The organism is Bacillus sp. B28, from assembly GCF_029536185.1.
Classification (GTDB): domain Bacteria; phylum Bacillota; class Bacilli; order Bacillales; family Bacillaceae; genus Bacillus; species Bacillus halotolerans.
Genome location: NZ_CP120511.1, coordinates 411259 through 437368, shown reverse-complemented (window position 1 = coordinate 437368; position 26110 = coordinate 411259). Strand labels below are relative to the sequence as shown.

Sequence of the window (26110 nt, the reverse complement as noted above, 5' to 3'; positions counted from 1 at the left end):
TTGGTTTTACTTCTCTAACCCGTCTTTCACTTCTTTAATCATTTGCGTCATTGACTCAAGTCCGCCTCCTGATAAGTACCAAGTAGCTGAATCAAGGTAAACGACATGATTATTTTTCACGGCGTTTACGTTTTTCACATAGTCGTTTTCAACGACTTGTTTTGTAGATGATGTTTCTCCGATTGCTGTACCGCGGTCAATAACAAACAGGTAATCAGGGTTTGTTTTTGAAATGTACTCATATGAAACGCTTTGTCCGTGAGTAGATGCTTTGATATTTTTATCAGCCGGTGTCACGCCGAATACGTCGTGGATCAGCCCGTATCTTGATTTAGAACCAAAGGCGCTGATTTTGCCGTCGTTCGCCATCATCACAAGGCCGTTTTTGTTTTTCTTTTCAGCTGTTTTCTTAAGATCCGCAATTGAGTTATCAATTGTTGCGAGCTCGTCTTTTACTTCATCTTCTTTATCAAAGATTTTACCGATTGTTTGTGCATCTGATTTAAATGATTCCATGTAGTTCGCTGTATCTACGCCAAGGTAAATGGTCGGTGCAATATTAGAGAATTCTTTGTAGGACTCAGATTGTCTGCCAGAGATAATGATCAGGTCAGGGTCTAACTCCGCTACTTTTTCAAAGTCTGGCTCTTTTAAGCTTCCGACATCAGCATATTTGTCATCTTTGAATTTGGACAGATATTTAGGAAGGGCTTGTTTCGGCAGGCCCGCTACTTTATCATCAAGACCTAATTTATCTAATGTGTCTAAGCTTCCTAAATCAAATACAACGACTTTTTTAGGGTTCTTTGTCACTTTTGTGCCGTTTTTGTCCAGCTGGTGTTTCACCGTCATTTGTTCTTTCTTCGTGTCAGAACCTTTACTGCTTGAGCTTTGGTTTCCGCAAGCGGAAATGACAACAGCCGTCACCAATGCGATGAATAGAATTGCAAACTTTTTCATGCTCTTCACCTCTTCTGTATATTAAGAAAAATAAACACCTATTCTTTGGTTATCAATCGTCTGAATCGGGATGGTCATATCGTAGATTTCTTCGAGCACAGAGGTTTCAATCATCTCCTCCGGCGGCCCCTCTTTTACGATTCGGCCGTTTTTCAAAGCAACGATATGATCGGAATAGACGGAAGCAAAGTTGATATCGTGAATCACGATCACGATTGTTTTTCCAAGCTCCTCTACCAGCCGTTTCAACAGTTTCATAATTTCAACTGAATGTTTCATATCCAGGTTGTTCAGCGGCTCATCCAGAAAAATGTAATCCGTGTCCTGGGCAATGACCATTGCGATAAAAGCCCTTTGGCACTGTCCGCCGCTCAGCTGATCCAAGTACTTATCCTGAATCTCCTCCAGCTTCATATAACTGAGCGCCTGGTTGATATAAACCCAGTCTTCCTCTGTCAGCCGGCCCTGTGAATAAGGGAATCTGCCAAAACTGACAAGGTCTTTGATGGTCAGTCTGATATTGATTTGGTTCGCCTGCTTTAAAATACTCATTTTTTTGGCAAGCTCTTTGCTGTCGCAGGTTCCGATCTCTTCTCCGTCTATGAAAATCTCACCGGAATCCTTTTTGGTCAGGCGGCTCATAATAGACAGCAGCGTACTTTTGCCGGCGCCGTTAGGACCGATAAACGAGGTGATTTTGCCTTTTTGAATCGTGACTGACGTCTCTTCAAGGACAACTTTCCCTCCATATTGTTTGCTTACATTTTTGACCTCTACCATGATTTATTCTCCTTTAACAGCAAGTAGATAAAATAAATCCCGCCGGCAAAATTAATAATAACGCTCAGCGTCGTTGAGAAGGTGAATACTTTCTCAACCACAAACTGTCCCCCGACTAACGCAATAATGCTGATTAAAACAGAACCTGCGATTAAGTATGAATGCTTATATGTTTTCAGAAATTCTCTCGCCAGGTTGACGACGAGAAGCCCCAAGAACATAATCGGGCCGACAAGCGCTGTAGAAACAGAAACAAGGATCGCGATCACGATCAGCATCTGTTTGACAACTTTGTCGTAGTTAATGCCCAAATTGACGGCGTGTTCACGGCCGAGTGACAGCACGTCAAAAAATTTCGTGAAACGCCAGACATAAATACCGGTCAGCAGGAAGATGATGAAGGCGAGCCATAACAAATCAGTGTTGATGTTGTTAAAGCTGGCAAACATTTTGTCCTGCACAACCTGAAACTCATTCGGATCAATCAGCATCTGCATAAAGGAAGACAGGCTGCTGAACAGCGTGCCGAACACGATTCCGATGAGCAGAAGAAAGAAGATATTTTTCCCCTCACCTTTGAACATGATCTGATAGAGAACAAAAGAAAACAGCACCATCAGCAAAACAGAGATGATGAAGTTGATGTTTTTATTCATGATTACGATATTCATAGAACCGAACAAAAAGATGATGACGGTCTGAATCAGCATATAGAGAGAGTCAAGGCCTAAAATGCTGGGCGTCAGGATGCGGTTATTCGAGATGGTTTGGAAGATCATCGTCGAAAACGCAATCGCTCCGCCTGTCAGCATAATGGCAGCGACTTTTTTGATTCTTCTCGGCAGTGTGTAATCCCAATTGCCTAAGTCATAAAACAGAAACAAACCGATACATACAACGGCTATACCAACGAGCAACGCAATTTTCATCTGGTTACGCATACGCTTTTCTCCTTAACAGCATAAACAGGAAAATGCCGCTGCCGATGATTCCGACCATCAGACCAATCGAGATTTCATATGGGAAGATAATGACTCTGCCCAATATATCGCAAAACAGAACAAAAACCGCTCCCAGCAGCGCAGTGTGCGGCAGGCTGTTTTTCAGGTTGTCTCCTCTGTAAATCGATACAATGTTCGGGATGATTAAACCGAGAAACGGAAGCATACCGACAGTCAAAATGACAAGTGACGTAATCAGGGATACGATAATGAGCCCGATGTTCACAACCCGTTTATACTTGAGGCCGAGGTTGACAGAAAAGCTTTCTCCCATACCCGCCACTGTAAATTTATCCGCATAAACATAGGCAATGATGACAAGCGGAATACTCAGATAAAGAAGCTCGTATCTCCCTTTCACAACTAAGGAGAAATCCCCCTGAAGCCATGATGACACGTTCTGGATCAGGTCATATTTATACGCGATAAACGTCGCGATTGAGCTGACGATATTCCCGAGCATTAAACCGACAAGCGGAATAAAGATGGTGTCGTTAAACTTGATTTTTTCAAGAATTTTCATAAACAGAAAATTGCCGACTAAAGCAAAGACAAAAGCAATCAGCATTTTCATTAAAGGACTTGCCGATGTAAACAGAAGCAAGGATATTAAGATTCCCAGCCTCGCCCAGTCCATCGTGCCGGCCGTTGTCGGTGACACGAATTTGTTTCTGGTGATCTGCTGCATAATCAGGCCGCAGATGCTCATGCTCATGCCCGCGATCAGAATGCTGATCAGCCGCGGCAAACGGCTGGCAAAGAGCGTTGACGCCTCTTCTTTGCTTAAATCAAAGAGATCAAGCGGCGACAAATCTTCTACGCCGATAAATACAGAAGTGACTGCTAATATGATAAGCAGAAAAAATAAGTAACGTAGCTTCATGCTGCCTCCTTACATCCTCACAGCAAAAAGAACGTATCTCCTACTCCGCAAGGACTCAAAACGATATGGCCATATAGTAATTGATTATCATTATCATTTACATATTACCATTTTTCTAGTGTTAGTCAATATTCTTTAAAAATATTAACTTCATTATCTATTCAATTTTACTAATCATTCAAACCCTTTTCCATCACAAATCGTTAGTCTGTTTACCATATTTATCTTCACTATGCTTCAAGTTCGTCATCAGACCTGACATAATTCCTCCCTATAAATACAAATGTTCATTCCACAAAGAAATTTCTCCTTGATTTACAGAACTGAAAGAGGGATAATAAATACTAAATTTGTGTGAAAATTTTAAACATTAGGAGATGTAAACATGAAGGTCGTTAAATTCGGAGGCAGCTCACTCGCTTCAGGCGCACAGCTTGAAAAGGTGTTTCAAATCGTAACCTCAGATCCCGCGCGCAAAGCTGTCGTGGTTTCGGCTCCGGGCAAACGCTATTCCGAGGATACGAAAGTGACTGACCTCTTAATCGCATGTGCTGAACAGTATTTATCATCCGGCAGCGCCCCTGAACTGGCGGAAGCGGTCATTGAACGGTATGCTCTGATCGCAAATGAGCTTCAGCTTGAGCCGTGTATTATAGAAAAAATCCGTGATGATTTGTTTACGCTTTTAGAAGGAGATAAAAGCAATGCCGTACAATATTTGGACGCAGTCAAAGCAAGCGGTGAGGATAACAACGCTAAGCTGATTGCCGCCTATTTCCGCCACAAAGGCGTGAAAGCGGAATATGTGAACCCAAAGGATGCCGGCCTTTTTGTAACAAACGAACCCGGCAACGCGCAGGTGCTGCCTGAATCGTATCAAAATCTCTTTCAGCTGAGAGAGCGTGAAGGCCTCATCATATTCCCCGGCTTTTTCGGGTTCAGCAAGGATGGCGATGTGATGACTTTCTCACGGAGCGGTTCTGATATTACAGGCTCGATTCTTGCCAACGGACTTCAAGCCGATTTGTACGAAAACTTTACGGACGTGGATGCTGTGTACTCTGTCAATCCGTCTTTTGTTGAGAATCCAAAGGAAATCAGCGAGCTGACTTACAGAGAGATGCGCGAGCTGTCGTACGCAGGCTTTTCAGTGTTTCACGATGAGGCGCTCATTCCGGCCTTCAGAGCGGGCATTCCCGTGCAGATCAAAAATACGAACAACCCGTCGGCGAACGGGACACGCGTCGTCAGCAAACGCGATAACACAAACGGTCCTGTCGTCGGCATTGCCAGCGATACCGGCTTTTGCAGCATTTACATCAGCAAGTATTTAATGAACAGAGAAATCGGGTTTGGCCGCAGAGCCCTTCAAATCCTAGAAGAACACGGTTTGACGTATGAGCATGTTCCATCGGGAATTGATGACATGACGATCATCTTAAGACAGGGCCAAATGGATGCTTCGGCCGAACGAAGCGTAATGAAGCAGATTAAAGAGAACCTTCATGCCGATGAAGTCATTGTCGAGCACAATCTGGCGCTGATTATGGTTGTAGGAGAAGCAATGCGCCATAATGTCGGCACAACGGCAAGAGCGGCCAAAGCCTTATCAGAGGCGAAAGTGAATATCGAAATGATTAACCAAGGATCTTCTGAAGTGAGCATGATGTTCGGCGTAAAGGAAGCCGAAGAAAGAAAAGCCGTCCAAGCATTATACCGGGAGTTTTTCGCGGGTGTGCTGGTCTCTTAATCTATACATAAAAGCGGGCCGCAGGGCCCGCTTTTTATATTGCCCGCCGCGATAGCCGAATTGTTCATTTTTTTGCCTTGTCCACTATTATCCCTATCAATCCGGCCATGTCCGCATATTTTGCAGTATCCATCATAGGGAGGTGAAGCCTTATGTCAGGATACGCTAACGGCGGCGGTTACGGCATCGGTTCTTTCGCTTTGATCGTTGTATTGTTTATTCTATTAATTATCGTAGGTACTGCATTTACAAGAGGCTTCTAAGTCTGCAGTACAGCGCCGTAAGACAATACCATTGTCATGCGGCGTTTTTTAGTTGTTTTCTTTATTTTTCAATCTATATCCTGAAAGCCCTGTCCACCGCGTTTATGCAGCATATCATAAAGTAATCTCACAAGGAGGTGACACAGATGTCTGGTTATGGAAACTCTTTTGCTTTGATTGTTGTGTTATTTATCCTCTTAATTATCGTGGGAACTGCATTTTTTAACGGAGGCTACTAAGAAAAAGGAATCTCCATGAATCAGGCGGCGCCGTAAGGTCCATATCCTGCGTTGCTGTTTCTTTAAAAGAAAACCCCTTCTCTTATTGAGAAGGGGCCTGGTTCTTACGTCATTCCTCTTTCTGTGACATGAAAGTCGGATGCTTCAGCATGTGCAGAGACGCCAACCGCTGTAAAAACAGCTGCTGCAGCCAAACAAATAACAAATAACTTAGATTTCAATTTCATACAAACCTTCACTCCTTTGTATTTGTTTTCTTGCCTCTTCAACTCTAAGAAAGTAGGAAGCAGACAGTTCAAACCATTTTTGTTCATAGTAATATTTTGCTACTTCTAGGCCTAAATCCTCTATATCAGCATACATATTTTTATTTTTTAAATATCGGAAACATCGTTCGATTCCTTCTGTATTGGGCTGTGCCTGATATAGGGATTGTAAAAACTCAAATTTTACCGCGTAATCTGCATCGTCTGTTTCTTTAGCATATTCATAGCCCCTCTTGTGATATTCCGAGGCCTTCTCATGTTTTCCGCGTTTATAATAAATAAGTGTTATTAAAAAATATGCTTGAGGCAGAGAATTGGTGATTCTGCTGTTTTCAAAAGTGGAAACCGCTTTCTCAAAATGTTCAATGGCAGGGTCGAGGAGGTCTTGATTGTAATAACACAGCCCTAAATTATAAAATGCTCTTCCGACCAATTGGGCTTTTTGTTCCGCTTCCGCCATCTCCAGCGCCAATTTGAAATGCCGTGCGGCTTGTTCAAAATTTCTCTCATCCATGAGGTTAACCCCGAACACAAAATGGCATTGGATAATCCGAACATTATAGGTTTCCTGCTCTACATAAATTTCATATGCATTTTTGATATGAATCAATGAAAAGTACGTTTGCTTCATATAATAATAAGCTTCCGCGATTTTAAAATAAAATTCAGCCCGTTCAATATGATCGGAAACAAAAGAAAGTTTTTTCTCCGCCTGTTTGTAATATGTAATGGCAGAAATAAATTCCCGCTTATCAAACTCATACATTCCGCGGAAAAAATTCACATAATAATCGAGAAGCCCTTTCAGATCAGCTTGGTTGCTGTCTATATTTCGTGATAATTCTGACAGGCTTGGCTGGTCTTCGATATTTAATTTCTCCAGCGGCTCGAGATAATCAAGCATAAGCTGGTGGCGAAATTCCATTAGTGAGTAATATAACAGCAAGTTGGAATCATGCTGCATGTGTTTCAGTTCCTGCTGGATTTCAGCTTTTAGCACCTCGGCATCCGGCACGCTGAAGGTCCGGATATATTTGTACCACTCGTTAATTTTTTGACCGACCGCTGAAGAAGGAATTACCCCGCTCTTCATTCCTTCACCCTCTCCCATCAAAAACTGTTTATGTCATATTTTATCATGTTTACAGACTGTCCTAACCCGAAAAACACGCAATCTTTATTTCGGGAGCACGCAATAAAAAAAGGAATACCGAAGCGATGTTAGAAAGAAGAAGGCGGCAGCATCTGACGATATGCCGCCGCCTTACATGATTGATTGCTATTTTGCAGGTAAAGGAAGGCGGATAATGAATGTTGTGCCTTTCCCTTGTTCACTCTTAATGTCTATTGTGCCTTGATGCATTTCTACCAGCTGCTTGACGATGGAGAGGCCGAGGCCGTATTCTCCGTACGCCGTGTTCGTTCTTGAAATATCAGCTTTGTAGAACCGCTCCCAAATATGCTCGATATCCTCTTTTGAAATGCCGATTCCCGTATCTTCAATTTCGATAATGGTCTCTTTATATCCTTCTGTTCCCCGCAGCCAAATGTCACCGTGCTGCGTAAATTGGATGCTGTTTTTTGTAATGTTCACGAGGATTTGAATTAACCGGTCATAGTCGGCATGAACGATCACGCTGTCCTCCACCTGAATCATCAGCTTATTTTGCTTTTCTTCCGCCTGCTGTTCAAGGTGCTCTTTCATGATTTCGAATACCTCAATCAGCGGAACGTCAAGCTTGTTCAGGGTGATTTGCTGTGATCTGATTTTTTCGTAATCGAGATTTTCTTTTACAAGCCGCAGCATTCGCTTCGTTTCCTCACTGATGAGCGAGAAGCATTTTTCTTTATTCTCCTCTGGAATCGTATTGCTGTCCAGCCCTTCAACCAAACCGTTAATGGTTGTCAGCGGCGTTCTTAATTCATGAGATACATCGGCAATAAACTGCCTTCTCCGCTTCTCAAGCCGATCGATTTCATCCCTCGACTGCTTTAATTTTTTCGCCATGATATTAAAGTCAGACGCCAGCACCCCGATTTCATCCCGGTAGCCGTTTTCCAAGTGGATGTCATAGTCGCCGGAAGCTACTTTATCCGTTGCTTCTCTCAGCTTTTGAATGCGTTTCACATGGAATTTGGAAAGCAGCCAGCTGACGAGAATGGTAATGACAAGCGTGCTGATTATCGCGTAAAACATATAGAGGTTGACCTGGTTAATCATTTGCTCTACGCCGCTGATTGGAGAAATCAGCAGTACCGCGCCTTTAAATTCATTGTTAACAAAAATCGGCTGTGCAACAAGGGAAACCTCATCGTTAAAACGGCCATCCGCTCTGTTCATGACCACCTGCCCTTTTTTCAGCTTCTCCCACTCCGCTTTCTTCAGCTTTTCCCGTGGGTGAAAGTCTTCAGGGTGAAAATAAGGCTGCTGTGCTTCATTAAAGATGATAAACTGTGTCTTTCTTGTGCGTAATATATCCTGATATGGGTACAGCCGGCGCATATCAACCTGGCCGGTTTGAAATTCGCTTGCAATCTGCACCGCATATGACGTCAGTTCCTCTACTTTATTTTGGTAGGCAAACTCTTTCACGAAGTGAGAAAAAAGAGAAATAATGATAACAAATGCTAAAATTAATATGCTGACATGGCTCAGCAGCAGCTGATATAAATATTTAATCCTCATCAAATTTATACCCTACTCCCCATACAGTATATAGGAAAGGCCTGTCCTCACTCGCAAGCTTTTTCCGCAGCCGTTTAATATGAACATCGACAGTCCGTTCGTCTCCGTAGAACTGATAGCCCCATACCTGCTCAAGCAGCTGCTCTCTGGAAAACACCTGCCGCGGGTTCTGCACAAGGTAATAAAGCAGGTCAAATTCCTTAGGCGTGAGGTTTTCAACAGGCTCCCCGTTTAAAAATACTTCTCTCGTCTTTTTATTAATTTTAAAGCATTCCGATTCAATCGTATCTTCTTCAGCTGCCGCCTTGCCCGTCGCCTGATATCTTCTGTTCACGGCTTTGATGCGGGCAACCAATGTCAGCGGGCTGAATGGCTTCGTCACATAATCGTCCGCACCCATCTCAAAGCCGATCACCTGATCTGATTCGGTGTCTCTGGCAGTCAGCATGATAATCGGAACCGTGCTTGTCTCTCTTATTTTTCTGCAGATGGTTACGCCGTCCATAGACGGAAGCATAATATCCAGAATCACCAAATCCCAATTCTCTTCCGCAAAGCGCTGATACCCCTCTAAACCGTCATGAACAAATTCAGCTTCAAAACCTTCCTTAAAAAAGAACATCTCTGTCATCGTACAAACACTAACGTTATCTTCTATCATTAAAATTTTCATTGGATCCTCCGATTGTTTTGATGCTTTTCTATATAATAGCACCATTTTATACAGAGAATTTTGGGTTTCACAATTGTTAGTTTTTATTTCATCAACTAGAAATAGATTGTTCATATTTTTTTCATACCTTTGGACTACTATAAATTTATCAACAAGCGGGCCAGCCTCACTGGCGGTGTTATCCATAAAAATACCTATACGGGGGAACATAAATGAATTTTATCAAACGGGCTTTTTGGAACATGAAGGCCAAAAAAGGAAAAACGTTTTTGCAGTTATTTGTGTTTACAGTGATTTGTATATTTGTTCTGTCTGGCCTCACGATCCAGTCAGCAGCTCAAAAATCCAGCGACCTTGCCAGACAGGAGCTGGGCGGAACCGTAACGCTTCAAGTTGACCGGCAAAAACAAATGGAGAAGCAGCAGGACAGCGGTGAAAAACGCAGCTTCGAATCTACACCGATAAAAGTGTCTGATGCCAATAAGCTGACAGCGCTTGATCATGTGAAGAGCTACAACTTCATTACGTCAGCTTCAGCCAACGCCGGAAACTTCGATGCGATTGAAAGCTCAAGCTCTAGTGATTCGAGCACAGACTCAAGCTCAAGCGATACAAAAGGCGCTCCAATGCAAGGCGGAAAACAAATGGTTCAAGCCGATCTTTCGATTGAAGGCGTCATCAGCACGTCGCTGTTAGAGGAATTCTCTGACGGAGATTCAAAAATCACAGACGGGCGCGCGATTACAAAATCTGATGTCGGCAAAAACGTCACAGTGATCAATGAAACATTAGCAGAAGAAAATGATGTAAGCGTTGGGGATTCCATCACAATAGAATCAGCAACAGACGAAGATACAACAGTCAAACTGAAGGTTGTCGGTATTTATAAAACAACGTCTTCAGGCGATGACCAAGCCCAGAATTTCTCATTCTTAAATCCTTACAATAAGCTTTACACGCCTTACACAGCAACAGCGGCGCTGAAAGGTGACGATTATAAAAACACGATTGATTCAGCTGTTTATGATATGGACGATGCTGAACATATTGATGCATTCGTAAAAGCAGCGAAGAAAACGTCAATTGACTTTGATACGTTTACATTAAATACAAACGATCAGCTTTACCAGCAAATGGTCGGTCCTATCGAAAATGTAGCTTCTTTCTCTAAAAACGTTGTGTACCTTGTATCAGTAGCAGGCGCTGTCATTCTTGGCCTCATTGTCATGATGTCAATCAGAGAGCGCAAATATGAGATGGGTGTGTTAATGGCGATCGGTGAAAAACGGTGGAAGCTGATTGGCCAGTTCTTAACTGAGATTCTGGTCGTGGCTGTTGTGGCCATCGGCATTGCATCAGTGACTGGAAATCTGGTCGCCAACCAGCTCGGCAATCAGCTCTTATCCCAGCAGATCAGTTCATCAACTGATTCAACACAAACCGCAAGCGGCCAAATGCCCGGCGGCGGGGGCGGCATGGGCCACGGAATGTTCGGCCAAAGCTCTTCAAACGCGGACGTCATTGATTCACTGAATGTGGCAGTTTCGATGAACGATATGCTTGTTCTCGGCGGAATCGGAATGTTAATCGCTGTCATTGCAACGCTGCTGCCGTCTATTTCAGTACTGCGGCTCCACCCGAAAACGATATTGACAAAACAGGAATAGAAAGAGGCGAAACGAATGAGCTTATTAGAATTTCAACAAGTCGGCTACTGGTATAAAGACAAAAGCCAGCCCTTGTTTCAGGATATCAATATCAGCTTTGAAAAAGGTAAATTTTATACAATTGTCGGCACATCAGGGACAGGAAAAACGACCTTCCTGTCTCTGGCAGGCGGACTTGACGCACCTAAAGAAGGACATATCCTTTATGACGAAAAAGCTGTTTCCAAAATCGGATTGACGAATTTCAGAAATAAATACGTATCCATTGTCTTTCAGGCGTACAACCTGCTTCCATATATGACAGCTCTGCAAAATGTGACAACCGCCATGGAAATCACAGGTTCAAAGGAAAAGAACAAAGAAGCATATGCGTTGGAGATGCTGGAGAAGGTCGGCATCAATGAAAAACAAGCCCGGCAAAAGGTGCTGACATTAAGCGGCGGACAGCAGCAGCGTGTTTCCATTACAAGAGCGTTTTGCTGTGACACGGACTTGATCGTAGCCGATGAACCGACCGGAAACCTTGACGAGGATACGTCAAAAGAAATTGTGCGGCTCTTTCAGGATTTGGCGCACAAAGAAAATAAATGCATCATCATGGTGACGCATGATGAACAAATTGCAAGGGTCTCTGACACTAACATCAGACTTTCACGAGGAAGCTTTACTGTGACGGAAAACGCCGCAGTCGTCTAACAAAAACGCGCCTCTGCCAGTGCAGACAGGGGCGCAACCTATATCCCCCTTTTATATAGAAGTGAACGTAAAAAGAGCGGCGGCTGCATCCCCCCGCTCTTTTTATTGTTTCTGTTTTTCAGCCTGCTTTGATTTCTCTCTTCTCTTCTTTTTCCAAACAGCGAGGATAAACAGAAATAATGGAAACAGCACTTGAAAGGGCAAATGAATGTACAGCGGCACTACTTTCAGCCCTTCATTTAGATGCTCTGAAAAGTTGGTGGCAATTGCGATAGAGAGGATGAGTATGCCCAGTCCCATTGGATATGCCAACTGTGAAGGATTTTTTTCCTTAAAAAGAGTGGACGCACCCACCACCACCGCATACAGATAGAGGCTGACTTTGAAAAAGCCGCCGATAATCAGTGCCAGCATAAAAAAGATATCAAGCCGATCCAGAAATTCTTCCACTTTGATTGTCTGAATCGTACTTAAAAGCGGAAACTGCGATCGCAATGTCAGATCAACATCAAGCACACTGATATTAATCGCTACGGTAAGCGCCACAATCAATCCGCTGATGACCGTAGCGAGCATCCCCACTTTTTTGACATTCTTGCGATCATTGAGATTAGGGAAAATCATTACAAATAAAACAATTTCACCGAACGGAACGTACATGGTTTGTGTAAAAACAGAATGAATAACAGGGAAAATCCCGTCTGCTAAAACCGGTTTTAAATTTTTCAGATCTATGGAACCCGATACAATGATCAGCACGAGACCGAGCGCCCCCAATAGATACATTGCCCCGAAGAGAAGCTCGCCCGCCCGCGCCAGCACTTCAATTCCTTTTCTGACGGCATATATGCTGACCACCATTAGTAAAGCATTCACGATGATAATCGGAGTATCATGGTAAGCAAACGTCAGCAGCATTTCTCCGAAATCACGCAGCACCCGGGCGGCAATATATGCAAAATATAAGATATAAAGAAACGAAAAGAACCAGCTCATCTTTTTGCCGAGCATATCATCCATGTATTCTTTCGGGGAGAACTCCGGATAGCATTGATAGATCCCCTGATACAAGTAAAAAAGAAATAAACCAACTGCACAGCCTAACAGCACTGCTATCCAGGCATCCCGGCCCGCCATCGTTCCCGGTGTAATCAATAAGGAGCTGCCCAGCTCAAAAATGATCATCATGACAAACAGCTGCCTAATGCTGATTTTGGCTTTTTCCATCTGTCACTACTCCTTTCTTGACCTATTCATGATTAAGCTGGTTTCTGAGCGGATTATTTCGCAGCCCCGTTCTTCTGATATACGTCTCCGCCTTTATATCGACAGGCAGATCAGGCAAATATTCTTTGTCCCATGTATCCCTCATTTTTTTCCACTGCTTCGGATACTTCCTGTATATCGTGTCTCCGAATCCGATAAAGTCGATTTTATGTTCCTTTATCTTTTCAACTGCATGGCTGATTTCCTTTTCCAGCTGTTTATTGAGTGCTTTTTCGATATCGGCTAACACCTTTGGGTCAGACAAATGAAATGGATACTTTACTGCGTCTATTATGCCTTCAACCGTCACGTGAACATGAATGCGGGGACGGCCGTTTCGTATTTCCGGGTTAAGCTTTGTTGTCTGATGCGTGACCTGTAAGCTTACCGCATCTTTTGTCTTCTTCCAATCGGCATTAATAAACGTATGCTGGATTTGATTCTTAAGCCAGACAACCCCAACTTTGTCCTTATCTTCAATCCAATATTTTAAATGGCCTCTTTTATCGAATACCGCCAAACCGTCCGCCTGAAGAATGGCTTGCGGGTCAGTCGCCTGTGTGTTTTCCAGGCTGACTCCTTTTTTATCATCCCCGATCATCCTGTATCCGGGGATCACCGGCGCTTCTGTTGTAATAGCAAGTGTTTTCAAGACATCTTGGATACTGGTTTTAATCACCCGCCCATATTGCGCTTGCGTGAAGTCGAGTGTTTTATTGACTTTATTGGAAGGAATTTTATCAATCGGCGTAAGCGTTTTGACGATATTTTCGGCTTTCGTTTTATGGGCGATGACAATCGTTGCTGTGGTCCTGAATTCCGTATCGCGGTCAAGGTTATCTAACACAAAATTCAAACCTTCCTCTTTCGCCAGCTTTTCACTGATCACGACCAGGTTGGTATGGGCAAAATAAAGCCGCCTGGATATTTTCATAGAGGCTTTTCTGAGCGCTTCCGTCATGTTGTCGCCTACTATGGAATAGACGGATACAGGCGGCCTGTCTCCCGCACCGCCGCCCTGAAGCCCTCCGGCGACGTTTCCGGGATTAATAATCTGAAAGTGCAGTACGTAATTCCCTTCATTTGTCCGATCAATGCCGATTGCCGAAATAATCGCAAGATCTGTCAGCTCACGCTTATCCCAGCAGCCGGGCAGCACAATGATGCTCAAAAGCATGATAACGGCTAGTACACGTTTACGTATCATCTTGATCTCCTTCTCTCAACTCTTTGTTCACCATTCCGCGTGAACCATCCGGCTGAGGACGCTGGTCTTTCCCCTGACGGACCTTATCTTTTTTGCTGATGGATTCGGGCCTTTTCTGGTCGGCCCACCAAGGAACACGGAACAGCGTGTCCTTCACGCCTTGTGAAGAAAAGGGCGCAAGCGGCGACATATAAGGAACACCAAAGGAACGCAGACTGCATAAATGAACAAACATCATAATAATCCCTAATACCAGCCCGTAAAAACCCATTACGGCAGAAGCAATGATAAACATAAACCGGATGAGGCGGGCAGATATCGCCATGGCAAACGCCGGGGTTGCAAAGCTGGCAATTGCCGTTATGGCAACGATGATGACCATAGCCGGAGACACGATACCAGCCTGAACAGCAGCTTGGCCGATAACTAGCGCGCCTACAATCGAAACAGCCGATCCTACAACCCTCGGCAGTCTGACCCCAGCTTCCCTGAGAATCTCAAAAGCAACCTCCATTGTGATGGCTTCAACAACGGCCGGAAACGGAACGATTTCCCGCTGGGCAGCAATGACGATTAACAGCTGTGTCGGAATCATTTCCTGATGAAACGTCGTGGCTGCCACATAAACAGCAGGTGCGACAAGTGAAATAAAAAAGATAAATATCCGCAGAATTCGTATACTTGTCGCAATGTCAAAGCGTGAATAATAATCTTCAACCGACTGAAAAAATTGAATAAATAAGGCTGGGGCAATCAGAACAAACGGTGTTCCGTCCACAACGATTGCAAATCTTCCTTCTAATAGATTTCCTGCGACGACGTCAGGGCGTTCCGTGTGATACATGGTCGGAAACGTCGTAAACGTTTCGTCTTCGATTAGCTGCTCGATGTATCCGGATTCTAAAATACTGTCAATGTCTATTTTTTTCAGGCGCTGCCTCACTTCCTTCAGCACCTTTTCATCACAAATGCCGTGAATGTACATCAGCGCGATATCCGTATTTGTTACAGAACCGATTTTCATTTTTTCGACCCATACATTGGGATTTTTAATGTATCGCCGAATCATGGAAATATTGGTTTGCAAAGACTCTGTAAACCCTTGGCGCGGGCCCCGGAATGACATCTGGGTGCTCGGCTCTTGTATGGAACGGTGCTCTCCCCCCTGGGTGCTGCAGATAAGCGCCTCATCAGAACCGTCCGCAAAAACCAGCGCATTTCCAAGCATCAATTCAGTGAACAGCTTGTCCCAGCTCTTTTCAGCTTTTACTCCGCCCAGCGGAAGCGTTTTTTCAAGGATCTGCTTTATCGCATGGGCGTTTTGGATGGTTTGATCCTGAATCAAAGGCTCGATTAACGATTCATGTATCGTGTTATTATCGACCAGACCCGCGATATAAATAATGGCCAGGTGAACTTCATCCTGTTCCCCTGCTTTCACTTCCCGAATAATGACATCAGAGCTGCTTCCGACTTTCTTCTTCATGTCCGCCACATTTTTCGCCAAACTTGAAGAAGCCAGAATCGGCCCTTCTTCTCTCTTCTGCTGATTCTTATCTTCTTGTTTCTGGCTGTCTTTCGTTTCGGTATTTTTCTTTTGCTTAAAAAATGACGGCATACACAAAATACCTTTCCTTATCGTTTTCTCATATTCTTCCTGTCAGCCTTAAGATTATGCATGTTACTGGCGAGCGGGTATAACTCTCTCATAAAGATAGACACTAAAAGCGGAGGGTGATGAAGGATGAAAATATTAGGCGTGACGGCTGTTTTATTAATATGTTTGTTGGTGATTTCAGTTTTCATGGACATGCTTCAAGGATTCAGTTTAGGAAAAGCCATTTATAATAATATGTCCAGCTTCAAGATGACATCGTTTGCGGAATGGATGATGCTTTTATTTTTTGTTTTGCTATTGGTGAGAGAGATATTCGTGATCTATAAATCGAACAAAAAGAGCCCCTAGAGCGAGGCGCTTTTGTTCAGACGATCATATTGCCGTTTACCTTATCTCCGTTATTGTTGGTGATGGTTCCTTTGATGATTCGATTTCCGATGATGGCGGAATTGGTTGAGGTGTCCGTTTGAATGGCCACCGCCGTGCTTGCGGAGAGGTTATTGATGGTGTTTCCTGAAATGATAGAGCCTGAGGAGCCGTTGAGATAAATCACAATCGGTCTGCCGGCTGTTCTATTGACTGAAATGGTATTATCAAAAATGTCATGAACGCCGGTGCTGATATAGATGGTCACTAGAAGAGGAGATCTTTCAAAATGGTTTCCGACAATAGAGGTTTTTGCACTTGTCGTACAGTAAACCGGGTAATTTTTAAAGTTTTTAAATGTATTGTTTTTAATGATTGCGCCAGCATTGTTTGTGACAGAAACGGCATACGATTCAAGGGCCGCTTCAAACGCGTCGGGGTTAAGCGTATTTCCTTCGATCAACGCGCTTCCTTGAGCGATCCAAATGCCGCGGCTGAATTTTCTCAGCACATTGTCTTTAATGATCATATCGCCTCCTGAAATGTTCACCCCGTCGATGACTTGAATAAGACAGTTATTCAGAAATGCGGTATCATCAGACAGCACCGCTCGAAGGCCGGTACTGCGCCTTGTTTCAGACAGTCCGTTTTCAATCTGGTTGCCGTCTACCTTTACGTCGGAAGACTGATAAACCAATATCCCTGTGTTTTCAAAATTGCTGATTTTGTTGTTCGTGACAAGAACGCTCTTTCCTCTGACATCAATTCCGGTTGAAAATCCGGTAATGAGGTTGCCGGCGATCACTGCATCACTGCTTTCTTTTCCTTGTGAAACACCCAATCCGGTAATCCCGACTCTAGGCGCCGCAGCCGCGTCTTCCGCCCTTCTGAGGATATTCCCCTTAATGACCGTTTGAGTGCCGTACCCATAGCTGATTGTATTGTCTGAGTGGTTTCCTTCTATTGAAATGCCGTACCCGTTAAAATTGGTCACAGAACTTGAAACGTTTCCATTAAAATAGTTATTTCGAATCGAGACATTGAGCGGTTCCTCATAATCAATATTTCCTTCACCATATCCTTCAATGTCAATTCCGAATTTCGGCGCTGTTCCATTTCCCGTTCCGGCATCTTCAATCACGCAGCCCTCCACCGTAACTGTGTCACATCCGGTAATCGAAATGTTATTTCTCCTCGATCGCCGAACCTTACAGCGGCGGATGGTAATGTGCTCTGATGTTCGATAATCGTTATTTGTCTTTAAGCCCCGCGGACTGATAATGATCCCATCTCCGGTAAAATCAGAAATGTTGACATCATCAACGACAACATTTGAACACCCTTCAATACAAATGCCGAAGCCCCATTCATGGGTTGACCTTATCCCCGCGGACGCATACGTATGCTCGTCGCGCTCGCCGATAATTTGTCCACCGGAAATGGTTATATTCTCTTGCTTGCCTACATAAAATGCAGAATACCCCCAGGAGCTGTTCGGAATGACTTTGATGATACACTCAGAGTCCATGACAATATGAAGATTGCCGGGAACAATAATCCCAGCGTTGCGAAACACCTGATTCGCATCCCCTCCAAGCGTCCCGTCAATTAAATATGTTCCTTTCGGGAACCAGACTGTATGGTACCCCTTTGAAACAGCCGCGCTGAGGCATTGATTAATCAGTTCTGTCGAATCCGTTTTTCCGTCCCCTGAAATACCGAAATCTGCTGCATTCAAGATGAATTCAGCCAATGATCCAACCTCCTCCCGCATGATTGTTACCATGATATTCGCGGCAGCCCGATCTGCTTGTACATTTCTCTAAAATTTTATTAAAAAAGTATAAAGAAATACTATCGTTAGAAAATGTAACAATATGAGACATAAGAAACAGAAAAAACTCACTGTTTTCTACCTTTATAGTTTTTCCATTCTGGAACTTCTTGAAATGAGTATAATTTATATTGACACAAGTATTATATAAGAATATGATTTTTATAATACACTTTTTTAAGAAAGGGTTTGGCTGACATGGCTTCGATTGATAACGAAAGTATCATTAAAAGCGTCCCGCAAAAAGGGTTCTTTGGTCACCCGCGAGGACTATTTACACTATTTTTCACCGAATTTTGGGAGCGTTTCTCTTACTATGGAATGAGAGCAATCTTGCTTTACTATTTGTATACAGAGACGGTAAACGGAGGGCTTGGCTTTGACAAAGGCACTGCGGTTGCCATTATGTCGATTTACGGATCACTCGTATACATGTCCACTATTATTGGCGGATGGCTCGCTGATCGGGTATTCGGTACCGCAAACACCGTGTTTTACGGCGGCATATTTATTATGTTCGGCCACATTGCACTCGCCTATCCGGGCAGCGCGATAGCATTCTATATCAGCATGGTGCTTATCATTATCGGAACAGGCTTATTAAAACCAAACGTTTCGAGCGTCGTTGGAGATCTTTACACGAAAGAAGACCCGCGCCGCGACTCAGGTTTCAGTATTTTCTACATGGGGATTAACCTCGGCGGTTTACTCGCGCCGTTAATTGTCGGAACACTCGGACAGAAGTACAACTATCATCTCGGCTTCGGAGCTGCCGCGGTCGGAATGCTTCTTGGACTTATCGTATTTGCTTTGACAAGAAAGAAAAACCTCGGACCTGCAGGTTCAAATGTGCCGAATCCGCTGTCTAAAAAATCTGCAATCGGCACCGGAATCGGTGTTATCATTGTGGCGATCGCAGTGATGATTTCTGTACAAACAGGCGTGCTGACGATCAACCGTTTCATCGACCTTGTAAGTATTCTCGGTATTTTGATTCCTGTTATTTATTTCATCATCATGTTTACAAGCAAAAAAGCGGACAAAACAGAAAAATCTCGTCTTGCCGCTTACGTTCCTTTGTTTATCGGTGCTGTCATGTTCTGGGCCATTCAGGAACAAGGAGCGACCATTCTTGCGGTATACGCTGATGAACGCATAAGACTTTCATTGGGCGGAATAGAACTTCAGTCATCTTGGTTCCAATCATTAAACCCCTTGTTTATCGTCATTTTCGCACCAATTTTCGCATGGCTTTGGATGAAGCTTGGCAAACGCCAGCCGTCCACACCAGTTAAATTTTCAATCGGAATTATTTTAGCCGGATTGTCATTTATCATTATGGTATTCCCGGCTATGCAAGGGAAAGAAGCACTCGTAAGCCCGCTGTGGCTCGTTCTCAGCTTCCTGCTTGTCGTGCTTGGAGAGCTGTGCCTGTCACCAGTCGGTTTATCCGTGACAACAAAACTGGCGCCAGCTGCATTCTCTGCACAGACAATGAGTATGTGGTTTCTGACTAACGCAGCAGCCCAGGCGATCAATGCCCAAGTAGCCGGGTTGTTTGATAAAATACCTGAAACAACGTACTTCGGTACCATCGGCTTGATTTCTATCATACTCGGCGGCATTCTGCTGCTGATCTCACCGATCATCAAACGTGCGATGAAAGGTATCTTATAATAAAGAAAATCCCGCAGATCAGCTCTGCGGGATTTTTATTTTTCTATCCATTCCATTAAGCTTTGCCTGAAGGTCTGCGGTTCCTCCAGCATCGGCTGGTGCCCGCTCTTTTCAAAGATGACCTTCTTCACATGCGGATATATACCGTCAATGGCATCCCACAATGATACAGGAGCAACCAAATAGTCATATCTGCCTAAACCGATATAGACAGGAACATGAACGTCTGCTAACCGCTGTATGAGGTTCATCTGCGCGAATGTATGTCCCCATAATTCATCTATGATCGGCATATTGGTGTCAACACCTTCCCATAAAGCTGCCGCATTCGTCCTCTCTTTATAAAAGCTTTTCGCTTCAGCGCGAATGCACATGTGCACGAAACGCCTTTCAGGATCTTTTTCTATGTCACCTGCTAAACTTGCAATATCTTTTTCGAAACGTTTCTTTCTCTCAGGGCTGGCTGTTTCCCTAAAAAACGCTTCACTGTCTCGCTGTCTCTTTTGACTGTTATCAGGCGCTGAATTGAGGAGCACGGCCTTTCGCACATGCTCAGGGTACTTTCTGGCGTATTCTAATGCCATAAACGCATGCCCCGAATGTCCCATGATGATAAAATCCTTAAGCTGAAGATGGCGTCTTATCGCTTCAATATCGTCCAAAACTGCATCCAGGCTTTGATCTTCCGGCCGCAGCGCCCGCGCCGGCTTGGCAAAACCCCTGTGATCGGCAAATATCCATTGATAGTTCTGTTTGATATCCTGATGAAATAGACGCGGGTAGTAAACCGCACTGCCGATCACGAGAATCGGCGCGCCCTCTCCTTCAATACAATAAGATAAATCAAAACCGTCTGAATAACAGATCCCCTTTGTGCCCATTCCTCACGCCCCCTTTGTCTTTATATGGTTCATTATACTAATAAAAGCCTGACGCATGGCGTCAGGCTTTTTCATTTATCGTTTTAATTCCTCAAGCGTTGCTTCCCATCTGTTCAGCACCTCTTCAGCATTGTGAAGCTGTATCCTGACGCCGGAAGTTATATCAGCGTACTTTGCAACATCCTCCTTAGCTGAAGCGATACGGCAGGCAAAGCGTTCCCTGTCATAGACCGCATCATTCAGCGGCGGGAGCGGCTCACATTGCAGTTTCACGTAATGAGCGGCTCCTTTCCACCATGCAGTAAGCTGGGCTTGTCCCGTGCGAAGAATATTTCCCGCAGTCTCTGTGTTTTTCCACAGGGCGATCCGGATATCCGTCCGATTCAGGGCGATGACTTCTCCGGCGCTGATCATAGCGGCATGCGGCCAGCCGTCCTCCGATACCGTTTGCAGAACGAAGGCTTCATGCTGCTTTTCTTTCAGACGTTCCCCGTCAAGCAGCTCAAAGAGACGGTCTGATAGTCGGTTCACGCCGATCAGGCCTTTCGTTCCGGAACAGCGGGAACTTCAACCGCTGTTTCTGTTTCTTTTGGATCGATTTTAAAGGCCGGATTATATTTTTCCGGATTTGTAATACTTTCCGGTTCACATGATCTCCATGTAAAAAAACATGTTTGGCATTGATAGACTTCCCATGCTCCTTCTACAGGCGATTTGCTCATGACTTCTCCTTTTTTTGAATCGCATCGAGGACATGTATGCATGTCGAATCATCCTTTCCTTATTTATTCATCAAGTCCATTAGTTTTTGTTCCCATTCTTTTGTTGTTAATGGAGAATCAAGCGGCTGTGAATAATGGCCTCTTGTTTCCGGCGCAACAGGTGTTGTGGCATCAAGAATCATTTTGTGCGTGATTCCTGATGGATTTGATCCCGGGTCAAGCGGCAGGACAGATAAATCCGGTATAATGACCGCATCGTGTTTCGGGTGCATTTTTGTAGAGAGCGCCCACATGACCTGCGGCAGGTTGAATGGATCGACATCCTCGTCGACAACGATAACCATTTTGCAGTAGCCTAGTCCGTGCGGGGTTGTGAGCGCGCGCATGCCGACCGCTTTCGCAAATCCGCCATAGCGGTTTTTTGTTGATACAATCGCGATTAAACCGTGTGTGTACATGGCGTTCACAGCCACAATTTCATTCGGATACGCTTCTTTTAGCTGCTGATACAGCGGCACACAAGTATTAATGCCAATCATGTAATCACATTCTGTCCACGGCATGCCTAAGTATAAATGTTCAAAAATCGGGTTGTTTCTGTGATACACGCGGTTAATTTTGATAATCGGCATGCTGCGTCCGCCGGAATAGTGCCCTGTAAATTCACCGAATGGCCCTTCATATTCACGTTCTCCGGCAATGATTTCTCCCTCGAGCACAACTTCTGCTCCCCATGGAATATCAAGGTCAGACAGCTTTGATTTTACGATGCGGTACGGTTCTCCTTGGATTGCTCCCGCCATTTCGTATTCGGATTGATCATAGAGAAGCGGAGTGGATGCCGCGGTTGTAATGACCGGTTCACATCCGAGCGCAATCGTGACCGGAAGATTGATGCCGCGTTCTTCAGCTTGGCGCAGATGGATCGCAATATCGTGCTGCGGCACAGGCTGAATGCCGAGGCGGTCTTTTCCCTTTACCTGCATTCTGTATATGCCGACATTTTGTTTGCCGAAGGTGTCAGGGTCCTCAAGGTCGCGGGAGATGACGCATGCTTTGTCTAAATAGTAACCGCCGTCTCCTTGGTTAATCCTGAAAAGAGGCAGGATATCGAACAAATTGATGTCCTCTGTGATTTCATTTTCATGAAACGGCGCTGTTTCTTCGCGTTTGACCGGCATCGGAAACTGTTCATATCGCTTCGCAAATTCAAAAAACTGCTCTTTCACCGGTGTATCTTTCGGCAGTCCCAGCATCATCGCGTGGTTCGGCCAAGAGCCGATGACATTCATCGCGATTTGCGCGTTGTTGTAGCCGTAAATATTGTTAAATAACAGTGCAGGGCTTTTATCGCCGAGGTTGCTGGCTGCCCGTGCAGCTGCTCCCAGATCAGGCTCAGGCTTTACCTCTTCATTCACCGTTAACAATTGTCCCTCTTTTTCAAGGGCAGCGAGAAATTCTCTGAAATCTTGATAAGCCATCATCAAGCTCCTCCTTTTTGTTTTTCAATTCCATTCCAGCGCTTTGCCTCAGAAAGGCGCAGGCCGAATTGGTCCAACGTTCTGAATACAATATGGTCGACCATTTCTTCTAAGCTGCTCGGCTGATTATAAAACGCCGGCATCGGAGGAAGAATAATCGTTCCCATTTTTGTGAGTGCAAGCATATTTTCGAGATGAATCTGGTTCAAGGGTGTCTCTCTTGTTAAGAGAACGAGCTTTTTCCGCTCTTTCAGCATGACATCCGCCGCGCGAGTCAGCAGATTATCCGCCATCCCGGTGCGGATGCTCGCAAGCGATTTCATACTGCACGGCGCCACAATCATGCCATCGGTATCAAACGAGCCGCTGGAGATGGCCGCCGCCTGGTCCTTGTGCGAGTATGTGTATGTGGCCAGCTTTTCAACTTCTTTTAACGTGTAGCCTGTTTCATGTTTGATGGTAACGTTAGCCCAAGGAGACACAACGAGATGGGTTTCCACTTCCGCTGCCTTCAGCCATTCTAATAGCCTGACACCGAAGATAGCCCCAGTTGCCCCTGTCATTCCGACAACGAGTTTCAAATTTTGCCCCTCCTTCACGCTTGAATTCTGTCTTCATTTCAATCATACTCCTGATATATCCATATGAAAAATATTCGTTAAATCTATAATCAATACCTAAAAGGTATATAAAAGGAGGCCCTTCTTTGGACATTCGTCAGCTGCGATATTTCATTACCATTGCCCAAGAACAAAAAATCACCTCTGCCGCCAAAAAGCTCCATATGGCGCAACCGCCGCTAAGCAGGCAGCTCAAACAGCTGGAGGATGAGCTGGGTGTTGTATTGTTTGACCGTAATAAGAAAAAACAAATGACTCTTACATATGAAGGAAGCATTTTTCTCAAAAGAGCCAAAGAGATTCTGCACAGGTTTGAAGATGCGGTCATTGAGGTACAAGAGCTGAGGGAGGAGGTTGCCGGCACGCTGGCTGTGGGTTCGACGATTTATTGCGCCGCTCTTATGCTTGAGAAAGTGACGCAAATGAAAGAAAGATATCCGCACCTCACCTTTAATATTTGGGAGAACGAACCGGCAACGCTGTTAGAGCTGCTGGAAAGCCGGCAAATCGACGCAGCTGTCACGACAACCATGATCAAAAGCGATACCGTCCAATTTAAAAAGCTTGACGACATTCCATGTGTGCTCGTTCTTTCTGATGATGCCGAGTATACATGCGGAGACACCATTCAAATGGAGGATATCCCTTCTTTCCCGCTGATTCTGCTGCGGCCTGTGAACGGAAAAGGCGTTTATAACCAGGTCATGAATGAATTTCAGCGTCTTCAGCTGGAGCCGCGTATTGTTTGTGAATGCCACGACTCAGCAACACTGCTCAGTCTCGTCTCATCAGGATTTGGCGCGTCCATTCTGCCCGTCACCATGATTCCTGTTCATATGAGAAACCACATTCACACAGTTAAAATCGAAAACAATCCCTTCGTCATGACACCGGCTGTCATGTGGAGAACTGACAGTTATTTGCCAAAACCGGTACAGCAATTTTTGAATTTATTTTAAGTGTTTTTGTCTCATGAAAACCAAATACTTGACTCATACTAAAAAAAAGTTATCCTTTAGATTTGTAAGCTATTTTTTCATTTCAACAAAATTAATCAGAAAAGTGGGGAATAGAATGAAAAAAGCACTTTTAGCTTTATTCATGGTCGTAAGCATTGCAGTTCTCGCAGCTTGCGGAGCAGGAAATGATAATCAGTCAAAAGATAACGGAAAAAACGGCGATCTTTGGGCTTCGATTAAGAAAAAAGGCGTACTGACAGTCGGTACAGAAGGAACGTACGAACCGTTCACTTATCATGACAAAGACAATGACAAGCTGACTGGCTATGACGTGGAAGTCATCACAGAAGTCGCAAAACGCCTTGGACTGAAAGCCGAATTCAAGGAAACACAGTGGGACAGTATGTTTGCCGGCCTGAATTCCAAACGGTTTGACGTCGTTGCCAACCAAGTCGGAAAAACAGACCGTGAAAACCAATATGACTTCTCAGACAAATACACAACATCAAGAGCCGTTGTCGTGACGAAAAAAGACAACAACGATATTAAGTCTGAAAAAGACGTAAAAGGAAAAACGTCAGCTCAATCACTGACAAGCAACTATAACAAACTAGCTACAAATGCCGGCGCGAAAGTAGAAGGCGTTGAAGGCATGGCGCAGTCCCTTCAAATGATCCAGCAAGGCCGCGTCGACATGACGTACAACGATAAGCTTGCCGTATTAAACTATTTAAAAACATCAGGCAACAAAAACGTAAAAATCGCGTTTGAAACAGGCGATCCGCAGGAAACGTATTTCACGTTCCGTAAAGGAAGCGGCGAGGTTGTCGACCAAGTCAACAAAGCATTAAAAGAAATGAAAGAGGACGGGACTCTTTCTAAAATCTCTAAAAAATGGTTCGGCGAAGATGTTTCTAAATAATATACCGGCACTGACGCTTGGCACGGCGATCCCGTGGGATCTGGTGCAGCAGTCATTCTGGCCGATACTTTCAGGGGGAATCTACTATACGATTCCCCTTACGATTCTTTCCTTTATATTCGGAATGATACTGGCGCTGATTACGGCGCTTGCCAGAATGTCGAAAGTGAGACCTTTGAGATGGGTGTTCAGCGTATACGTATCCGCCGTACGCGGCACGCCACTTCTCGTTCAATTGTTCATCATTTTCTATCTGTTCCCGGCCTTTAACATTACACTAGATCCTTTTCCAAGCGCAGTTATTGCCTTTTCCTTAAACGTCGGCGCATATGCATCTGAAATCATCAGGGCATCTATTTTATCCGTGCCGAAGGGGCAATGGGAAGCTGGCTATACCATCGGCATGACACACCAGAAGACGCTGTTCCGCGTCATTTTGCCGCAGGCGTTTCGTGTGTCGATCCCGCCATTATCCAATACCTTTATCAGCTTGATCAAAGATACATCGCTTGCATCTCAGATTCTCGTCGCTGAGCTGTTCAGAAAAGCTCAGGAAATCGGCGCGCGCAATCTCGATCAGATTTTAGTCATTTATATTGAAGCGGCCTTTATTTATTGGATGATCTGCTTCTTGCTTTCGCTCGTCCAGCATGTCATCGAACGGCGTCTTGACCGCTACGTGGCCAAATAAGG

General features: G+C 44.5%; 26 protein-coding genes and 1 pseudogene. 10 read left to right on the top strand and 17 right to left on the bottom strand.

All coding sequences use genetic code 11. The features are described from left to right. Positions 1-6: 6 nt before the first annotated feature. The 4 genes from P3L57_RS02225 to yclN are packed head-to-tail and all read right to left on the bottom strand — an operon-like array spanning position 7 to position 3624. Complete coding sequence (locus P3L57_RS02225) at positions 7-960, bottom strand: siderophore ABC transporter substrate-binding protein (RefSeq protein WP_069487497.1); 954 nt, start codon at positions 958-960, stop codon at positions 7-9. Between the two features lie 21 nt (positions 961-981). Then, entirely contained in the window at positions 982-1740 is a 759-nt protein-coding gene (yclP, locus tag P3L57_RS02220) for a petrobactin ABC transporter ATP-binding protein YclP (RefSeq protein WP_044161880.1), read from the bottom strand. Beyond that, on the bottom strand, positions 1734-2681 hold the full coding sequence (gene yclO, locus P3L57_RS02215) for a petrobactin ABC transporter permease YclO (RefSeq protein ID WP_024120217.1): 948 nt from the start codon (positions 2679-2681) through the stop codon (positions 1734-1736). Before yclO ends, yclP begins: the two co-directional genes overlap by 7 nt. Beyond that, positions 2674-3624: a petrobactin ABC transporter permease YclN gene (gene yclN, locus P3L57_RS02210; RefSeq protein WP_044161881.1), complete on the bottom strand. Its 951-nt coding sequence runs from the start codon at positions 3622-3624 to the stop codon at positions 2674-2676. The genes yclO and yclN overlap by 8 nt, the downstream gene beginning before the upstream one ends. A 385-nt stretch (positions 3625-4009) precedes the next feature. On the opposite strand from yclN, the gene P3L57_RS02205 reads away from it, so the two are divergent. The 3 genes from P3L57_RS02205 (at position 4010) to P3L57_RS02195 (ending at position 5876) form a co-directional block, all read left to right on the top strand. Further along, positions 4010-5374, top strand: a complete 1365-nt coding sequence (locus P3L57_RS02205; RefSeq protein ID WP_069487496.1) for an aspartate kinase — start codon at positions 4010-4012, stop codon at positions 5372-5374. 152 nt (positions 5375-5526) lie between these two features. Continuing rightward, complete coding sequence (locus P3L57_RS02200; RefSeq protein ID WP_024120215.1) at positions 5527-5637, top strand: YjcZ family sporulation protein; 111 nt, start codon at positions 5527-5529, stop codon at positions 5635-5637. A gap of 146 nt (positions 5638-5783) precedes the next feature. Next, entirely contained in the window at positions 5784-5876 is a 93-nt protein-coding gene (locus P3L57_RS02195; RefSeq protein WP_024120214.1) for a YjcZ family sporulation protein, read from the top strand. Positions 5877-5980: 104 nt separating this feature from the next. Here P3L57_RS02195 and phrC read toward each other — a convergent pair whose 3' ends face one another. The 4 genes from phrC to yclJ all read right to left on the bottom strand — a co-directional run bounded on the left by phrC (position 5981) and on the right by yclJ (position 9501). Next, complete coding sequence (phrC, locus tag P3L57_RS02190; protein WP_010333023.1) at positions 5981-6103, bottom strand: phosphatase RapC inhibitor PhrC; 123 nt, start codon at positions 6101-6103, stop codon at positions 5981-5983. Further along, the gene (rapC, locus tag P3L57_RS02185) at positions 6087-7235 is read right to left on the bottom strand and encodes a response regulator aspartate phosphatase RapC (protein ID WP_024120212.1); all 1149 of its coding nucleotides are present in this window, start codon (positions 7233-7235) and stop codon (positions 6087-6089) included. The genes phrC and rapC overlap by 17 nt, the downstream gene beginning before the upstream one ends. Before the next feature lie 186 nt (positions 7236-7421). Beyond that, positions 7422-8831, bottom strand: coding sequence for a two-component system sensor histidine kinase YclK (yclK, locus tag P3L57_RS02180; protein ID WP_082687805.1), 1410 nt, complete (start codon positions 8829-8831; stop codon positions 7422-7424). Then, positions 8818-9501 carry a two-component system response regulator YclJ gene (gene yclJ / locus P3L57_RS02175; protein ID WP_024120210.1) on the bottom strand — a complete coding sequence of 228 codons (684 nt, stop codon included), beginning with the start codon at positions 9499-9501 and terminating at the stop codon, positions 8818-8820. The genes yclK and yclJ overlap by 14 nt, the downstream gene beginning before the upstream one ends. A 212-nt stretch (positions 9502-9713) precedes the next feature. Between yclJ and P3L57_RS02170 the strand changes: the two genes are divergently transcribed. Together P3L57_RS02170 and P3L57_RS02165 are read left to right on the top strand one after the other, a co-directional pair. Continuing rightward, on the top strand, positions 9714-11168 hold the full coding sequence (locus P3L57_RS02170; RefSeq protein ID WP_059353096.1) for an ABC transporter permease: 1455 nt from the start codon (positions 9714-9716) through the stop codon (positions 11166-11168). 15 nt (positions 11169-11183) lie between these two features. Beyond that, complete coding sequence (locus tag P3L57_RS02165; protein WP_044161887.1) at positions 11184-11864, top strand: ABC transporter ATP-binding protein; 681 nt, start codon at positions 11184-11186, stop codon at positions 11862-11864. 102 nt (positions 11865-11966) lie between these two features. Here the strand turns inward: P3L57_RS02165 and P3L57_RS02160 are convergent, their stop codons facing one another. Genes P3L57_RS02160 through gerKA form a run of 3 tightly spaced genes read right to left on the bottom strand, consistent with a single transcriptional unit; the run spans position 11967 to position 15955 of the window. Next, positions 11967-13091 carry an endospore germination permease GerKB gene (locus P3L57_RS02160; protein WP_069487495.1) on the bottom strand — a complete coding sequence of 375 codons (1125 nt, stop codon included), beginning with the start codon at positions 13089-13091 and terminating at the stop codon, positions 11967-11969. Between the two features lie 22 nt (positions 13092-13113). Further along, entirely contained in the window at positions 13114-14337 is a 1224-nt protein-coding gene (locus P3L57_RS02155; RefSeq protein ID WP_044161892.1) for a Ger(x)C family spore germination protein, read from the bottom strand. Then, a complete protein-coding gene (gene gerKA / locus P3L57_RS02150) occupies positions 14327-15955 on the bottom strand; it encodes a spore germination protein GerKA (protein WP_044161894.1) in 1629 nt (542 codons plus the stop codon). The genes P3L57_RS02155 and gerKA overlap by 11 nt, the downstream gene beginning before the upstream one ends. A gap of 126 nt (positions 15956-16081) precedes the next feature. On the opposite strand from gerKA, the gene P3L57_RS02145 reads away from it, so the two are divergent. Next, positions 16082-16303 (top strand): YczF family membrane protein, encoded by a 222-nt coding sequence (locus tag P3L57_RS02145; protein ID WP_044161896.1) that lies wholly within the window; start codon positions 16082-16084, stop codon positions 16301-16303. A 16-nt stretch (positions 16304-16319) separates the two neighbouring features. Here the strand turns inward: P3L57_RS02145 and P3L57_RS02140 are convergent, their stop codons facing one another. Beyond that, positions 16320-18074, bottom strand: a complete 1755-nt coding sequence (locus tag P3L57_RS02140; protein WP_083244553.1) for a right-handed parallel beta-helix repeat-containing protein — start codon at positions 18072-18074, stop codon at positions 16320-16322. 279 nt (positions 18075-18353) lie between these two features. On the opposite strand from P3L57_RS02140, the gene P3L57_RS02135 reads away from it, so the two are divergent. Next, positions 18354-19832 (top strand): peptide MFS transporter, encoded by a 1479-nt coding sequence (locus tag P3L57_RS02135; protein WP_044161897.1) that lies wholly within the window; start codon positions 18354-18356, stop codon positions 19830-19832. A 35-nt stretch (positions 19833-19867) separates the two neighbouring features. On the opposite strand, the gene P3L57_RS02130 is transcribed toward P3L57_RS02135, so the two are convergent. The 5 genes and pseudogenes from P3L57_RS02130 to P3L57_RS02110 form a co-directional block, all read right to left on the bottom strand. Further along, the gene (locus tag P3L57_RS02130) at positions 19868-20713 is read right to left on the bottom strand and encodes an alpha/beta fold hydrolase (RefSeq protein WP_044161898.1); all 846 of its coding nucleotides are present in this window, start codon (positions 20711-20713) and stop codon (positions 19868-19870) included. Between the two features lie 75 nt (positions 20714-20788). Continuing rightward, positions 20789-21253 carry a pyridoxamine 5'-phosphate oxidase family protein gene (locus P3L57_RS02125; RefSeq protein WP_044161899.1) on the bottom strand — a complete coding sequence of 155 codons (465 nt, stop codon included), beginning with the start codon at positions 21251-21253 and terminating at the stop codon, positions 20789-20791. Next, positions 21250-21477 carry a phenolic acid decarboxylase subunit BsdD gene (gene bsdD, locus P3L57_RS02120; RefSeq protein WP_044161900.1) on the bottom strand — a complete coding sequence of 76 codons (228 nt, stop codon included), beginning with the start codon at positions 21475-21477 and terminating at the stop codon, positions 21250-21252. The genes P3L57_RS02125 and bsdD overlap by 4 nt, the downstream gene beginning before the upstream one ends. Positions 21478-21494: 17 nt before the next feature. Beyond that, a complete protein-coding gene (bsdC, locus tag P3L57_RS02115; RefSeq protein ID WP_044162203.1) occupies positions 21495-22916 on the bottom strand; it encodes a phenolic acid decarboxylase BsdC in 1422 nt (473 codons plus the stop codon). Between the two features lie 2 nt (positions 22917-22918). Beyond that, a pseudogene (locus P3L57_RS02110) lies at positions 22919-23534 on the bottom strand (non-oxidative hydroxyarylic acid decarboxylases subunit B). An 88-nt stretch (positions 23535-23622) separates the two neighbouring features. Here P3L57_RS02110 and P3L57_RS02105 point away from each other — a divergent pair. The 3 genes from P3L57_RS02105 to tcyB all read left to right on the top strand — a co-directional run bounded on the left by P3L57_RS02105 (position 23623) and on the right by tcyB (position 26108). Next, the gene (locus P3L57_RS02105; RefSeq protein WP_059353092.1) at positions 23623-24495 is read left to right on the top strand and encodes a transcriptional regulator BsdA; all 873 of its coding nucleotides are present in this window, start codon (positions 23623-23625) and stop codon (positions 24493-24495) included. A gap of 115 nt (positions 24496-24610) precedes the next feature. Further along, a complete protein-coding gene (tcyA, locus tag P3L57_RS02100; protein WP_044161903.1) occupies positions 24611-25417 on the top strand; it encodes a cystine ABC transporter substrate-binding lipoprotein TcyA in 807 nt (268 codons plus the stop codon). After that, positions 25404-26108, top strand: coding sequence for a cystine ABC transporter permease TcyB (tcyB, locus tag P3L57_RS02095; protein WP_024120194.1), 705 nt, complete (start codon positions 25404-25406; stop codon positions 26106-26108). Before tcyA ends, tcyB begins: the two co-directional genes overlap by 14 nt. Positions 26109-26110: the final 2 nt, after the last annotated feature.